Here is a 12,735-nt window from a genome sequence, read left to right on the forward strand (position 1 = left end):
ACTCGTGCACGGCGGGCCGGAGAGGGCTTTCTTAGGCGCCTACCTCGCGATATGGGTTATCAGAGGTATGCGTGGGCATTTGATGCGCTTCGTTATCAATTCGTAGCAGTCGACCAACGGTCGTAGCGGTCCGAAGAACGTACGCATCGCGCGGATTGAGAGGGTCGAGACGCGTGATTTCAGCGATCCGCTTGAGGCGGTATCGGACCGTATTTGGGTGAATGTACAACTGTCGTGCGCAGTTCTCGACTGCACCTCCGCAGTCGAGATATGCGTCGAGGGTGTCGGCGAGAGTTCCGCCCGCGCGCTCGAGCGGTTCGACGATCTGGTTACTGAGGGCGGCGATCGCACCCGTGTCGCCGAGGAGCGCGCGCTCGGGCAATAGATCCGAGGCGTGGACCGGACGCGGCGCGGTGCGCCAGCCGGCGACGGCACCGATACCGGCGAGCGCTTCGCTGGCGCTTGTGTGTGCGGCCGTGAGGGAGGGCATCGTCGGCCCGATGACGACCGGGCCGTTCGAGAAGGCGCCGAGAAGTTCGTTCACAAAGACGCCGTCGAGATGGCCGCTGAGGACCGCCACGACTCGTGAGCCCTGAATGACGGCGAGCGCCGATCGGCCGCGTTGTTCGGCGATCGTGTGGATGCGGGCGACGGCCGGCACTCCCTGATCCGACGGCGGTGAGCCGACCACGACGGTCGCGGGAGCGCCGGCATCCCAGTTGAGGGTCGCCGCGCGCGAAAGCATGTCCGGTCCGGTGTCGCCGCGCACCACGGCGTCGACGACGAGCGCCTCGAGTCGCGTGTCCCATGCACTTCGGGATTCGGCGGCGCTTGCGTACACACCGGCGGCGGCGAAACCGAGTTCGCGGCCGTAGCGGAGCACCGCTTGAGTCAGGACGGTCAGCTGTCGATCGTCACGGGCGAGGGCCGGCAGCCACTGCTCGAAGAAGTCCATGGCGACGCGGACCATGTCGACGGTCTGGCGCAGCGTCAGCTGTCGAGCGATCTCTTGTGGCGCATTGAACGCATCGAAACTGAACGTGATGTCCATGTCCGGGTCTTCGAGCCACTCGAGGAAGTTGATGAGCGCCGTCTGGGTCAGCATCTGCACGGACGCACGCTGTGACGCGTCGAGTTCGGCGAAGAAGTCGAGCCGGTTGTCCATGAGCTTGACGGCTTCGATCGACAGCCGACCCGAGTACTGCTTCACCCGGCGCAATAGCGCGTCGGGCAGATCTTCCTTGTGCTTGCGCTGCGGAACGAGGGTTTCCGTACCGAGGTGAACCTCGTGCTCCGGGCGGCGGCGTCGTGTCGCGGCCCGGTCCCGTGGGGCGTCGCTGGATCCGGAGAACATGAGTGCAACTATGCCACTGCAAGGGGGACGCGCCTTGTTCCCGATCCGGTATGCCGCGCGTTTGCCCAAACGGGACGAACGTCTCGCTGGATCGATCGACGACGTGCGCGATGATCGGCACCGGCGCTACCCTTTAATTGGCAGGAATTCCCGATCGTTTCCGCACGTGAGGGGGCCAAATCATGCGTGCACGGACCGTTGGCCCAGCGGTTTCTCTGGCCACACTGATCGGTGCGATCACCCTCCTGGTTGCGTGCTCGACAACCGTCCAGGGCACCGCAGTCGAAAACAAGGCAGATGTCGCGGCCGTGGTCACCTCGGTCCGGATGGCGGCGGCCGATGCGGTCTGCGATGCGGTCGAAACCGGCAATAAGAACTTTTCCGATGTCGTCGCCAAGAAAGACTCGACGGGAACCGAGGGGCTTGCAGTGCTCGACGACATGGTCCGGGACGTCCAAGCGAGCCTGACCAAGGATGTCCCGCCGTCGGTGAAGACGCCCGCCACCGCGTTCATCGACGCGACCGAGAAAATGGCGACCTACATTCGCACTGGCAACGGGGACAGTAAGGCCCTCGTCGACGACTACTTCGCCGCGCTGCGGCAAGTTCGTACCGCGTGCAGCACCCACGGCGTGTAACCGTCCGGCGATTCGTTTGACTGTCGAGCTCGAGCCTGGCATGCCACGATGGAATCCGTCGTAGTTCGGCCATTCGTCCTGAATGAGGGGGCTTCTCGTGATCGGTCGACGCACCCGGGCCACGCTTTCCATGATCACCATCGCCGCCTCGATCGGTGTGCTCGGTGGTTGCTCAAACGACGTTGCTGGTTCGGCGCGGGTGAACGCCGCGGACGTCAAGGCGGTCCAAGCCGAGGCCGCAGCCAAGGCGGCCACCGCGGTGTGTGACGCCGTGACCACCGGACATGCCGGGATCTCGGCGGCGCTCGACCGTAAGGCTCCGGCGCCCGAGCTGGCGGACGCGATTCAGAATGCCAGCGACGGCGTCAAGAAGGCGCTGACCCCGAAGGTGCCGGCCGACCTGCGTCCGGTGATGACGGAATACGTCACCGCTGCCGCGGACATGGCACGGGCGTTCCGCACCTTCGAAGAAGGTGGAGACAAGGTCATCGACAAGTACTTCGACACGCTGAAGGAAGCCGAGGATGCGTGCGCCGCCCGACAGCGATGATCGCGCCGGGGGAGTGCGCGACTCCGGGGTGACCAGTCTCGCCCAGAGCGGCTTGTACGAAACATGAGTTTCGTACAAGCCGCTTTTTGCGAGACTGGTCAGGCTGCCGCCCTACCCCTTACGCCGAACCGGGATCGGCCGTCGAAATCGGAGCGGCGTTCACGTCGTCGATGGCGTACTTGTGGGCAGCTGCCTCCGCTACCGATGGTTCGAGCTCACCTTCGCGGACGAGTCCCATGAGCACGGCCACGGCGATCGACTGGGCGTCGACATTGAACACGCGACGTGCGGCGGAACGGGTGTCGGAGAAACCGAAACCGTCCGTTCCGAGAGCGATGTATTCGCCCGGAATCCACTCGCGGATCTGGTTCGGGACGGCCCGTACCCAGTCCGACGCGGCGATGAACGGACCGTTGACGTTCTGGAACACCTTCTCGATGTAGGGGATCGGTGGGGTGTCGCCGGGGTGGTGCAATGCCTGCTTGTCGCACGCCATGCCGTCGCGGGCCAGTTCGCTCCACGAGGTCACTGACCAGACGTCGGCGCGAACGCCCCAGTCTTCGGCGAGGAGTTGCTGGGCTCGGAGCCCGTCCGGGACGGTGACTCCGGAGACGAGGATCTGCGCCGTCGGCCCGTCGCCCTCGGGTGCGGCCTGGAATCGATAGATGCCCTTCACGAGACCTTCGACGTCGAGGTCTTCGGGCTCGGCCGGCTGTTGGTACGGCTCGTTGTACAGGGTGATGTAGTAGAAGACGTTCTCCGAGTCCTCCCCGTACATGCGGCGAAGTCCGTCTCTGACGATGTGCGCGATCTCGAAGGCCCAGGCCGGGTCGTACGCGAGGCAGGCGGGGTTCAACGCCGCAAGCATCTGGGACTGCCCGTCGGCGTGCTGAAGACCTTCACCGGTGAGCGTCGTGCGACCGGCCGTGGCGCCGAGCACGAATCCGCGGGCCATCTGGTCGGCGGCCGCCCAGAAGCTGTCGCCGGTCCGCTGGAAGCCGAACATCGAGTAGAAGATGTACAGCGGGATCATCGGTTCGTCGTGGGTGGAGTACGACGTTCCGACCGCGGTGAACGAGCTCGTCGAGCCGGCTTCGTTGATGCCTTCGTGCAGAATCTGCCCCGCTTCAGACTCTTTGTACGCGAGGAAGAGTTCGGCGTCGACGGACGTGTAGAGCTGGCCGAGTCGGTTGTAGATCTTCAGCGACGGGAACCACGAGTCCATGCCGAACGTGCGGGCTTCGTCGGGGATGATCGGCACGATGCGCTTGCCGATCTCCGGGTCGCGCAGCAGTTCCTTCATGGTGCGGACGAACGCCATCGTGGTCGCGATGACCTGCTTGCCCGAACCCTTCAGCAGTGGCTTGTAGACGTCGTCGCCGGGCAGCTTCAACACCTTGCAGTGGTTTCGGCGGCTGGGCAGGAAGCCGCCCAGGTTCTGCCGGCGTTCGAGCATGTACTGGATCTCAGGGGCGTCCGAGCCGGGGTGGTAGTACGGCGGGAGTTTCGGGTTCTCTTCGAGCTGAGCGTCGCTGATCGGCACCCGCGTGACGTCGCGGAAGTCCTTGAGGTCGTCGAGCGTCAGCTTCTTCATCTGGTGAGTCGCGTTGCGGCCCTCGAAGTGCTGCCCGAGCGTGTAGCCCTTGATCGTCTTGGCGAGGATGACGGTCGGCTGGCCCTTGTGGGCCATGGCGGCGTGGTAGGCGGCATAGACCTTGCGGTAGTCGTGGCCGCCGCGCTTGAGGTTCCAGATGTCGGTGTCGGAAAGGTTCTTGACGAGTTCCTTCGTGCGCGGGTCGCGGCCGAAGAAGTGCTCGCGGACGAACGCGCCGTCGTTGGCCTTGTAGGTCTGGTAGTCGCCGTCCGGGGTGGTGTTCATGAGGTTGACCAGGGCGGCGTCTTTGTCCGCGTGGAGCAGGGCGTCCCATTCGCGACCCCACACGACCTTGATGACGTTCCAGCCCGCGCCGCGGAAGAACGACTCCAGTTCCTGAATGATCTTGCCGTTGCCGCGTACGGGTCCGTCGAGACGCTGCAGGTTGCAGTTGATGACGAACGTCAGGTTGTCCAGGCCCTCGTTCGCCGCGACCTGGATGAGGCCACGCGATTCGGGTTCGTCCATTTCGCCGTCGCCCAGGAATGCCCACACGTGTTGGTCGGTGGTGTCCTTGATGCCGCGGTCGTTCAGGTAGTGGTTGAACCGCGCCTGGTAGATGGCGTTCATGGGTCCGAGGCCCATGGAGACGGTCGGGAACTCCCAGAAGTCGGGCATCAGCCGCGGGTGCGGATACGACGGCAGGCCACCGCCGAGGCCGGCGTGGGAGTGTTCCTGACGGAACCCGTCGAGTTGGTTGGTGCTCAGCCGGCCTTCGAGGAAGGCGCGGGCATAGATGCCGGGGGAGGCGTGGCCCTGGATGAAGACGTGGTCGCCGCCGCCGGGGTGGTTTTTGCCGCGGAAGAAGTGGTTGAAGCCGACTTCGTAGAGTGCTGCGGACGAGGCGTAGGTCGAGATGTGGCCGCCGACGCCGACACCCGGGCGTTGGGCGCGGTGCACCATGATCGCGGCGTTCCAGCGAATGTAGGCGCGATAGCGGCGCTCGATCTCTTCATCACCGGGGAACCAGGGTTCGTTTTCGGTGGGGATCGTGTTGACGTAGTCGGTCGACGTCAGCGCGGGGATCGCGACTCGCTTCTCGCGTGCGCGTTCGAGCATTCGCAGGATCAGGTACCGCGCGCGGACCGAACCCGACCGATCCAGCAACTGGTCAAAGGAGTCCAGCCACTCCTCGGTTTCCTCTGGATCGATATCGGGCAAGTACGAAGCAACGCCGTCGCGGATGACGTGAACGCGACCGCCGCGGGTGGTTTCCGAGTCTTGATTGGCCGGAGCTGCCAAGGTCATTCTCCTTGTAGGGTGATGCATCCTTGTCCCGCGATGGGTGCGTCGTGGGACGATATTGGGGTCCGTCTGGTGGGACGGCGCAATTCCTAACCTAGGGGATTTTGGTGGCGAAAAGAACTGGTAGAGCTGTCCTGTTCATTATGTTCGCCGCTCTTTCCCCCGCCCTGGTATCGGGCTGTTCCGCCTCGATCGATGGCACCGGGAAGGCCAATCCGAGTGATCTTGCGGCCCACCAAGCCGAGGTTCGCCAGCAGCACATCCACGACGTGACGGTCAAGGCGTGCCAGGACTTCCGGGACGGTCGAATTCAGGTGATTCGAGCCCTGAACGACTTCGTGGACGCCTACAACACCGAGCATGGCTATGACGGGCCGACGGCCGGGCCCAAGCTCACGACCGCCCTCGAGACGATCGACAAGTGGACCGGCACCGTCGGGCGCGATCTTGTTCCGGAGGTCAAACCGGAGATCAAAACCGTTCTCGAGGCCTGGCGTAAAGCGGCCGGCGAGGTAGGGGATAGTCTGAAGCGCAAGGACGAGGCGGATGCGTTGAATCCCAAGGGCGACGCCCTGAACAAGGCTGCGGATGCCGCTCAAGAGGCTTGTGCGCCCTATTAACGGGGAATTCTCGCCATTCTCTTGCGCACACGCGCGTAACAAGGTTCGCTTTTGTCCAGCACCAATGCACACCAGGGAGCGGAGGAATGACCGTGGCGTCGGCGTCGGACCAGACGAACTATGCGCAGAAGCTCGGTATCTCCAACGGGATGGTGGTGCAGGAGCTCGGGTGGGACGAGGATGTCGACGACGAGCTCCGTGCGGACGTCGAGGATGCCATCGGCGAGGAGATGCTCGACGAGGACTCCGACGAAGTCATCGACGTCGTCGTTCTCTGGTGGCGTGATGGCGACGGCGACCTTGTCGACGCGCTGATGGACGCCATCGGTCCGCTTGCCGACGACGGCATCATCTGGGTTCTCACCCCCAAAACCGGACACGACGGACATGTCGCCCCGAGCGAGATCGCAGAATCCGCTCCGACCGCCGGTCTCACGCAGACCTCGGCCGTCAATCTGGGGTCGTGGATCGGCAGCCGACTCGTCCAACCGAAGTCCCGGGTGCCGAAGCGTTAGACGCGTTTGGTTAGCTCGTAGGTATGCCGCTTGCCGTCGGGACCGAAGCACCGGACTTCACACTCAAGGATCAGAACAACCAGCCCGTGACGTTGTCGTCGTACCGCGGGGTCAAGAACGTTCTGCTCGTGTTCTTCCCGCTCGCCTTCACCGGCATCTGCACGAGCGAATTCGCGGCAGTCCGCGACGAACTGCCGAAGTTCCAGAACGACCAGGTCGAGACCATCGGGATCTCCGTCGGACCAGCCGTGACGCACAAGATCTGGTCGGCGCAGAACGGCTACCTGTTCCCGATCCTGTCGGACTTCTGGCCGCACGGCGCCGTCGCGGACGAGTACGGCGTGCTGAACACAGACAACGGCACTCCTAACCGCGGCACCTTCGTCATCGACAAGGCCGGAGTCATCCGCTGGGCCGAGATGAACCAGCCGGGACAGCCCCGTGACCAGTCAGCTTGGGAGAACGCGCTCGCCGCGCTATCGTCTTAGGGCATTTGCGATTCTGATATCTAGGTGGCGCTGACCGCCACCTAGATATCAGGATTCGAATCGGGGCGTGTAGCTCAGTGGTAGAGCTTCGGTCTTACACACCGACGGTCGGGGGTTCGAAACCCTCCGCGCCCACCATTATTTATGCAGATCAACGACGGTTTTCGTCGTGCTCTGATCCGGTTGTGAGCACATTTTGAACACAACCGTCTCCGATCTCGACTTATCCAACGCGATCCCGACTGCGTCTAGATCGTCGTCGAACAGGTCCGCGTAGGTGTCCAGAGTCATCGCAGCGGACGCGTGCCCGAGCATCCGTTGCAGTGCTTTCACGTTCACGCCAGCCGACACCGCGAGGCTTGCCGCCGTGTGTCGCAGGTCGTGAATCGTGATCCGAGGAATCTCCGCCTCGGACACGGCCTTATCGAACCAACCGGAACCCGTATGCGGTCGCGTCATATGGCCGTCTTCGCCGGGGAAAACGAGATCGTCGCGCCGCTTGCCCTCGCAGCGTTTCGCGAGCTCGACGACGAGGAACTGGGGGATAGGTACCGACCGCGACTCGTGGCTCTTCGGAGTGCCGACATACATCCTCGAGTGAACCTGTACGGCGTTCTCCGTGACCGTGAGCCGCTTCCGTAACAGGTCTAGATGTTTGACCCGCAGCCCGATCGCCTCGCCCCAACGGATTCCTGTGTAGGCCAAGACATAGATTAGCGTCGCGTAGTCGCCGGATGCCTCGGCGACCGCTTGCGCTTGGACGTGCGTCAGATACACGCGTTCCTTGCGACGCTTGCGGGGCAGGTTCTCGACACCACGCGCCGGATTCTTCGGAATCCGGCGGGACTTGACTGCTGAATCAAGGATCGACGCCAGGACTTGATAGGCGCGGATCACGACCGTCGCGCCGCTGCCGCGTTTCTCGACCTTCCCGTCGCGATCAGTGACAGTGCGGCCCATGTCCGCGATCCACTGCTCGACAGCGTCAAGGTCGATATCCGTCAGTCGCGACGATCCCCACCGTGGCTCGACATGAACCCGCCACGCCGTCTCGAGCGGACGGTAGGCCGACGGTTTCAGATCGGCCTCCTTGCGACGCAGCCAATCGGGAGCCAGTTCGCCGACCGTGATTCGACCTAGCGACGGCGCAACATAACTGCCCTGCATCTTGTCGACCTCGACAGTGGCCGCGAAAGACTTAGCCTCGGCTTTCGTGCGGAAGCCACGCTTCATCGTCTGCTTACGATCAGGCTTCCGATACCGAACCGCGTATCGCCTCCCGCCAGCGGTGTCGTAAGCCTCAATCGTCGCCATCAGTCCACCAATCCGGGCCATCATGCAACCGCTGCAACTGTGCCTCGAGATCAGCGCGAACCGCCGGATCTTTCTCGTCGTACAGCTTGTCCTGTAGGTCGTGGTACTCGCGGAGTAGGCGAGCATGCTTCGACTCGCGGAACCAACGCGGACGCCACGTTCCCTCGAGGTACTCGACGATGTCACCCGCGACAGGGGAACTCCCAGCGTGCAACCACTCGTAAACGTGGTCGGCGCGTACTGGATTTCGCGCACCCGTCACCGCGAACAGCTCGGATTTCGTCGCAGAGTCTGGCGTCAGAAACGATGCAGGATGAACGTTCAACGCGATCGACAACGCCATCAAGTCGTCGACATCGACGCGCCGACCACCCATCTCGATATCGCTCAACGCGTTCGGCGACAGGACGCGTCCGATGTCTGTCATCCGCGAGGACAACTCGCGCAGCGATAAACTCCGCAGCTTACGAAAACGGGCCAGATTCTCGCGAACCGTGTTGCCGGTCGGCCCGAGTTCAACTCGTCTCCGCTTCGGCCTCTCGTGGTCTGTGGTCATTCTGCGGATATTAGTGGAGATATTGCGGGATCTCATAGACCTCCGCTACGTTGATGGCCGTGATCGAACCGACACCTCAAAACAGCCACAGGCACCCTCAAAAGGCACACACCATCGACGATGGCGGGAGTCCCTACGCGATCCCGTCGGAAGTCGCGCGCTATGGCCGGACCACGGTCCAACGCCTCGCCCAGGACCGCTACCTCCAACGCGGAATTCCGTTCATCAAGGACGGCAGAAAAGTCCTCTACCGATGGGACGACGTCCGCAACCACTACGACAAGCTCGCGAAAGAGTCCGCCTAATGTCCGGTCGGTCACACCACGAACTCCGCCGGCGCGCGTTTCGCGACCAACTCGATGCCGCCGAAAGCGAATCTCTCGAGTTGCTGTTCGGTGTCGGCGAATTGACGGGTGCCGACATCGTCACGCCAAACCAGACACCGGCATGGATGCGCAAGGACCTCGAGGACGCCGTCCGTGGATTTGTCGATGGCGAATGGCAGACATGCACGCACAACCCGACACCGGAGTCACCCCAACCTCTGTTCGCGGTCGCGTGGCGTCGCGGCGTCATCGTCTGCCGACGCTGCGAATACACACTCGCGGCGAAGCGGATCGAGAACAAGACATGCGACGGATGCGGCACCTACTGTCGCGGCGCATCGATGACCGTCGTGTCGGTCGTAAAGCGCTGCATCACCTACACCGCGGGTCTATGCGACGACTGCGCCGACCCGAAGCCCGATGGCCAGTGACCAGAACGTCCCCGCCGCCTCTCACGCGGCGGGGACGACCCGCACTCGGACCTACTCCGAACGACAGGCACAGCTTATGCGCCGGCGGGAAGCCTCACAGCGCACCGCTGGCGGCGATCCGCTCTATACCCACATCTGGGGATCGCAGAGACGGACATCGGTCACCCGAAACCGGGCGACCGACAGACTCTGCATTGACCTACTCCGCGCAAAACTCTCGCAGGTGATCGCGGACGACGACTTTCGACACGGATGGCTCCGAGAAGCCGCCGACATGATCCTCGGCAAGGAGGCCGCGTGAACGACGACGATCACGCCCAGGACGACGAGCTCGACCACGGCCCGCGACTCTGGAACGCGACCGACCTCGAGGAAGCCGCCCGTGCCGACTGGCTCGCGAAGGGACGCATCCCGCGCGCCGCGATCACGCTCCTCATCGGCGACGAAGGCATCGGCAAATCGTTGTTGTGGGTCGTCTTCGTTGCCGCCGTCACCCGCGGTCACGCTCTCCCAGAAATCGGAATCCCCGAACGCAACCCCGGCGAAGTAATCCTGGTCGTCACCGAGGACGACTGGTCGACCGTCGTTCGTCCGCGGCTCGAGCAAGCCGACGCCGACCTCACACGCATCCGCGTCATTTGCGAGGAACCCGACGGATCAGGCGCGCCGACATTCGCGCGTGGCTCCGCATCGATGGAACTCGTCCTCGACGCAGACCCGCAACCGGACCTCGTCGTCATCGACGCATGGCTCGACACCGTGTCCACCCGAGTCGCAGTGCGGGACCCGCAACAGGCAAGGCAAGCACTTCACCCATGGAAGGAAGCAGCCACCAAGACCGGCGCCGCCGTCCTACTGCTCTGCCACACCAACAGGGAAGCCACCGCGAACGCACGCGACAAGTACGGCGCAACAGGAACGCTGCGCCAGAAAGCGCGAATGACGCTGTTCGCACAAGCGGACGACCACGAGGAAGGCGTCCTGATCGTTGGACCCGAGAAGTCCAACACCACCGGAAAACTGCCCGCGACGAAGTTCCGCATCAGAGCAATCCAACGGTTCGAACCGACCGAGGACGACGACGGCACCGTGCCCGTCCTCGAGGTCATCGGAGACTCCGACAAATCGATCAGCCAACACATCGCCGACTCCCACGAAGCCTCAAAGCAACGCGCCGATCCCATCGACGATGACTCCGAGAAATCAGAAATCAAAGAAGTCATCTACGACTACATGACGCGCGAGGGAGGAACCGCGCCCGCCGGCGACGTGCTCAAGGTGACGCGCGCCGCAGGCTTCACCGACAACGCCGTAAAGAAGGTTCGCAAGTCGATCGGTGTCCACACCAAACGGATCGGATTCGGACCCGGCGCCTCATGGCACTGGTCCATAGATTCCGTCGATCCCTCCATAGATTCCAAAGATTCCGGTCCAAAACCCATAGATCTAGACGCGGAATCAATGGAATCTATGCGATCGCACGCGGAATCAATGGCGGCTCCGACGAAGGCTCGAGGACTGTTCCAGATACCCAACAACCCCGAGGACGCCGCGTGAAAACCCGCACACTCGCAACGTTCGTCGTCTGCGGAGCACCCCGACACCACGGACAAGGACCGTGCCGCAGTCTCGTCTCGCAAGACGGCACCGGAGCGATCCGATGCGTCCACCACCCCGACCTCGACGCGGAACAACCGGACCTGTTCGACCAGGAGTCGCAGTGATTCTCGACCACCTGCCGCTAATACAACGCCTCGTCGCAAGCCGCATCGCCGACCTGAACCGACGCGGCCTCGAGCCAGACGCGCAGTACTACTGCCTACTCCGAGACACCCACATGACGGACATCGGTCAGGCAAAAACTCGTGACGAACAAACTTGGATCACGACCGGCGAAATACAGCACCGCCTCGGCTGCTCAGACAGCACCGCATACCGGCTCGCACGCCGCTACGGACGCCAAACAAGCACCGGGCAATGGCTCACACCCGCCGATGCCATAGGAGACAAAACCGCATGAACCGACCGAACCGAATCCGGCGACAGGATCTTGTGAAAGCCCTAGCCGACTTGAGCGACGACCAGTTCGCCGAAGTCGTCGCCGACGCAAGAGACCCCGATCGCAACGCAGGACGCGCATTCGCGCGATGGGCTGAAAGCCAGTTCGGGCGATCCGCCGGCGGCCTCGAAACCCTCGGCACGATCGGGCCAACACACACAGCGCCCTCGAATCGTTCCGAACAGTTCGCACGCGCCGTCGACCGCATGTTCACCGGCCCGAGCCAATACGACGACCAGGAGCAAGAGTGAGCAACCTCAGATTCTCGACCGTCATCAACGACGCAAGCCGCGCCGGCGTCACCATCCCCGACAGCATCACCGAGGCGCGCAAGAACCTCGGACTGTTGCGCGTCGAACTCGACAAGCGAACCAAGTCCAACAATCCCGCCGACGAAATCGCCGCCTGCATGCTCGAGGAAGCCACAACCGGAAAGCCCTCGAAGAACATTCGCGTCGCACTCGACGCACTCACCCTCAGGAACCCAGAAGTACGGGCCGCGTTCGAGCAGCGTCTACTACACCTCGAGCACGACGCGATCGCCGCATGCAAAGACGACATCATCGGGCAAATGAGCGCCGCCGCCGAAGTGTCATACGCCGCAATCCGAACCATCGTCGACAAGGCACCCGGCTTCACGACCAAAGCGGTCGCAACAGAAGTCCTGGCATCCGGCGTCGGCAGCGAATGGCACGCAGCAACGCTCGCCGTCGACCGACTCCAATATCTCGGCAACCTCTGGACTGCACTCAGCGTCACCCGCGGCGCCCTCGACGCCCGACTCCTGCACCACCCAGCGATCGATGTTCACGAACTCGGATGCGGCGGAAACCCATGGGACGCACACAGGGCAGGAGCCGAATTGTCGTGGTGCGGCAACAAGGAAGGCTATGCAGCGCGATTGCAGGAACTCGACCAGCTCGAGGAACGCAAGCGAGCAGAACAACAGGCACGCAACCGCGGCACCGCCCCCCGAATCCGATAA

Annotated in this window: 17 protein-coding genes and 1 tRNA gene; 14 read left to right on the forward strand and 4 right to left on the reverse strand. The window is 63.2% G+C overall.

The window, feature by feature from the left end; genetic code table 11:
• Window positions 1-31 precede the first annotated feature (31 nt).
• Window positions 32-1,354, reverse strand: a complete 1,323-nt coding sequence (locus F600_RS0115180) for a PucR family transcriptional regulator (RefSeq protein ID WP_018161478.1) — start codon at window positions 1,352-1,354, stop codon at window positions 32-34.
• A 182-nt stretch (window positions 1,355-1,536) separates the two neighbouring features.
• On the opposite strand from F600_RS0115180, the gene F600_RS0115185 reads away from it, so the two are divergent.
• Both F600_RS0115185 and F600_RS0115190 read left to right on the forward strand, forming a co-directional pair.
• On the forward strand, window positions 1,537-1,992 hold the full coding sequence (locus tag F600_RS0115185; protein ID WP_018161479.1) for a hypothetical protein: 456 nt from the start codon (window positions 1,537-1,539) through the stop codon (window positions 1,990-1,992).
• A gap of 97 nt (window positions 1,993-2,089) precedes the next feature.
• Window positions 2,090-2,542, forward strand: coding sequence for a hypothetical protein (locus tag F600_RS0115190; protein WP_018161480.1), 453 nt, complete (start codon window positions 2,090-2,092; stop codon window positions 2,540-2,542).
• 118 nt (window positions 2,543-2,660) lie between these two features.
• Here F600_RS0115190 and aceE read toward each other — a convergent pair whose 3' ends face one another.
• On the reverse strand, window positions 2,661-5,444 hold the full coding sequence (aceE, locus tag F600_RS0115195) for a pyruvate dehydrogenase (acetyl-transferring), homodimeric type (protein ID WP_018161481.1): 2,784 nt from the start codon (window positions 5,442-5,444) through the stop codon (window positions 2,661-2,663).
• Window positions 5,445-5,548: 104 nt separating this feature from the next.
• Here aceE and F600_RS0115200 point away from each other — a divergent pair, with 104 nt between their 5' ends.
• From F600_RS0115200 to F600_RS0115215, 4 genes are all read left to right on the forward strand, one after another.
• Window positions 5,549-6,061 (forward strand): hypothetical protein, encoded by a 513-nt coding sequence (locus F600_RS0115200; protein ID WP_156024605.1) that lies wholly within the window; start codon window positions 5,549-5,551, stop codon window positions 6,059-6,061.
• 86 nt (window positions 6,062-6,147) lie between these two features.
• Window positions 6,148-6,576: a DUF3052 domain-containing protein gene (locus F600_RS0115205; protein ID WP_018161483.1), complete on the forward strand. Its 429-nt coding sequence runs from the start codon at window positions 6,148-6,150 to the stop codon at window positions 6,574-6,576.
• A gap of 23 nt (window positions 6,577-6,599) precedes the next feature.
• Window positions 6,600-7,064 carry a peroxiredoxin gene (locus F600_RS0115210; RefSeq protein ID WP_018161484.1) on the forward strand — a complete coding sequence of 155 codons (465 nt, stop codon included), beginning with the start codon at window positions 6,600-6,602 and terminating at the stop codon, window positions 7,062-7,064.
• 63 nt (window positions 7,065-7,127) lie between these two features.
• Window positions 7,128-7,202, forward strand: a tRNA-Val gene (locus tag F600_RS0115215).
• Here the strand turns inward: F600_RS0115215 and F600_RS0115220 are convergent.
• Both F600_RS0115220 and F600_RS31245 read right to left on the reverse strand, forming a co-directional pair.
• Window positions 7,203-8,378, reverse strand: coding sequence for a tyrosine-type recombinase/integrase (locus tag F600_RS0115220; RefSeq protein WP_040631418.1), 1,176 nt, complete (start codon window positions 8,376-8,378; stop codon window positions 7,203-7,205).
• Window positions 8,365-8,970 (reverse strand): helix-turn-helix domain-containing protein, encoded by a 606-nt coding sequence (locus tag F600_RS31245; protein WP_306303894.1) that lies wholly within the window; start codon window positions 8,968-8,970, stop codon window positions 8,365-8,367. The genes F600_RS0115220 and F600_RS31245 overlap by 14 nt, the downstream gene beginning before the upstream one ends.
• Before the next feature lie 17 nt (window positions 8,971-8,987).
• Here F600_RS31245 and F600_RS0115230 point away from each other — a divergent pair, with 17 nt between their 5' ends.
• The 8 genes from F600_RS0115230 to F600_RS31900 are packed head-to-tail and all read left to right on the forward strand — an operon-like array spanning window position 8,988 to window position 12,735.
• Window positions 8,988-9,239, forward strand: coding sequence for a hypothetical protein (locus tag F600_RS0115230; protein ID WP_018161487.1), 252 nt, complete (start codon window positions 8,988-8,990; stop codon window positions 9,237-9,239).
• The gene (locus F600_RS0115235; protein ID WP_018161488.1) at window positions 9,239-9,691 is read left to right on the forward strand and encodes a hypothetical protein; all 453 of its coding nucleotides are present in this window, start codon (window positions 9,239-9,241) and stop codon (window positions 9,689-9,691) included. The genes F600_RS0115230 and F600_RS0115235 overlap by 1 nt, the downstream gene beginning before the upstream one ends.
• Window positions 9,681-9,992 (forward strand): hypothetical protein, encoded by a 312-nt coding sequence (locus F600_RS0115240; RefSeq protein ID WP_156024606.1) that lies wholly within the window; start codon window positions 9,681-9,683, stop codon window positions 9,990-9,992. Before F600_RS0115235 ends, F600_RS0115240 begins: the two co-directional genes overlap by 11 nt.
• Entirely contained in the window at window positions 9,989-11,248 is a 1,260-nt protein-coding gene (locus F600_RS0115245; RefSeq protein WP_018161490.1) for an AAA family ATPase, read from the forward strand. Before F600_RS0115240 ends, F600_RS0115245 begins: the two co-directional genes overlap by 4 nt.
• Complete coding sequence (locus F600_RS31680; RefSeq protein WP_018161491.1) at window positions 11,245-11,415, forward strand: hypothetical protein; 171 nt, start codon at window positions 11,245-11,247, stop codon at window positions 11,413-11,415. The genes F600_RS0115245 and F600_RS31680 overlap by 4 nt, the downstream gene beginning before the upstream one ends.
• Complete coding sequence (locus F600_RS0115255) at window positions 11,412-11,711, forward strand: hypothetical protein (RefSeq protein WP_018161492.1); 300 nt, start codon at window positions 11,412-11,414, stop codon at window positions 11,709-11,711. Before F600_RS31680 ends, F600_RS0115255 begins: the two co-directional genes overlap by 4 nt.
• Window positions 11,708-12,001, forward strand: coding sequence for a hypothetical protein (locus F600_RS0115260; RefSeq protein ID WP_018161493.1), 294 nt, complete (start codon window positions 11,708-11,710; stop codon window positions 11,999-12,001). Before F600_RS0115255 ends, F600_RS0115260 begins: the two co-directional genes overlap by 4 nt.
• Window positions 11,998-12,735, forward strand: coding sequence for a hypothetical protein (locus F600_RS31900; protein WP_018161494.1), 738 nt, complete (start codon window positions 11,998-12,000; stop codon window positions 12,733-12,735). Before F600_RS0115260 ends, F600_RS31900 begins: the two co-directional genes overlap by 4 nt.

The sequence above is a fragment of the Smaragdicoccus niigatensis DSM 44881 = NBRC 103563 genome (assembly GCF_000380645.1).
GTDB classification, from domain to species: Bacteria; Actinomycetota; Actinomycetes; order Mycobacteriales; family Mycobacteriaceae; genus Smaragdicoccus; species Smaragdicoccus niigatensis.

Bases quoted from the DNA above. Each gene is read 5' to 3' on its own strand.
- F600_RS0115180 (WP_018161478.1), bottom strand. From the start codon at position 1,354: ATGTTCTCCGGATCCAGCGACGCCCCACGGGACCGGGCCGCGACACGA.
- F600_RS0115185 (WP_018161479.1), top strand. From the start codon at position 1,537: ATGCGTGCACGGACCGTTGGCCCAGCGGTTTCTCTGGCCACACTGATC.
- aceE (WP_018161481.1), bottom strand. From the start codon at position 5,444: ATGACCTTGGCAGCTCCGGCCAATCAAGACTCGGAAACCACCCGCGGC.
- F600_RS0115205 (WP_018161483.1), top strand. From the start codon at position 6,148: ATGACCGTGGCGTCGGCGTCGGACCAGACGAACTATGCGCAGAAGCTC.
- F600_RS0115210 (WP_018161484.1), top strand. From the start codon at position 6,600: ATGCCGCTTGCCGTCGGGACCGAAGCACCGGACTTCACACTCAAGGAT.
- F600_RS0115220 (WP_040631418.1), bottom strand. From the start codon at position 8,378: ATGGCGACGATTGAGGCTTACGACACCGCTGGCGGGAGGCGATACGCG.
- F600_RS31245 (WP_306303894.1), bottom strand. From the start codon at position 8,970: ATGAGATCCCGCAATATCTCCACTAATATCCGCAGAATGACCACAGAC.
- F600_RS0115230 (WP_018161487.1), top strand. From the start codon at position 8,988: ATGGCCGTGATCGAACCGACACCTCAAAACAGCCACAGGCACCCTCAA.
- F600_RS0115235 (WP_018161488.1), top strand. From the start codon at position 9,239: ATGTCCGGTCGGTCACACCACGAACTCCGCCGGCGCGCGTTTCGCGAC.
- F600_RS0115240 (WP_156024606.1), top strand. From the start codon at position 9,681: ATGGCCAGTGACCAGAACGTCCCCGCCGCCTCTCACGCGGCGGGGACG.
- F600_RS0115260 (WP_018161493.1), top strand. From the start codon at position 11,708: ATGAACCGACCGAACCGAATCCGGCGACAGGATCTTGTGAAAGCCCTA.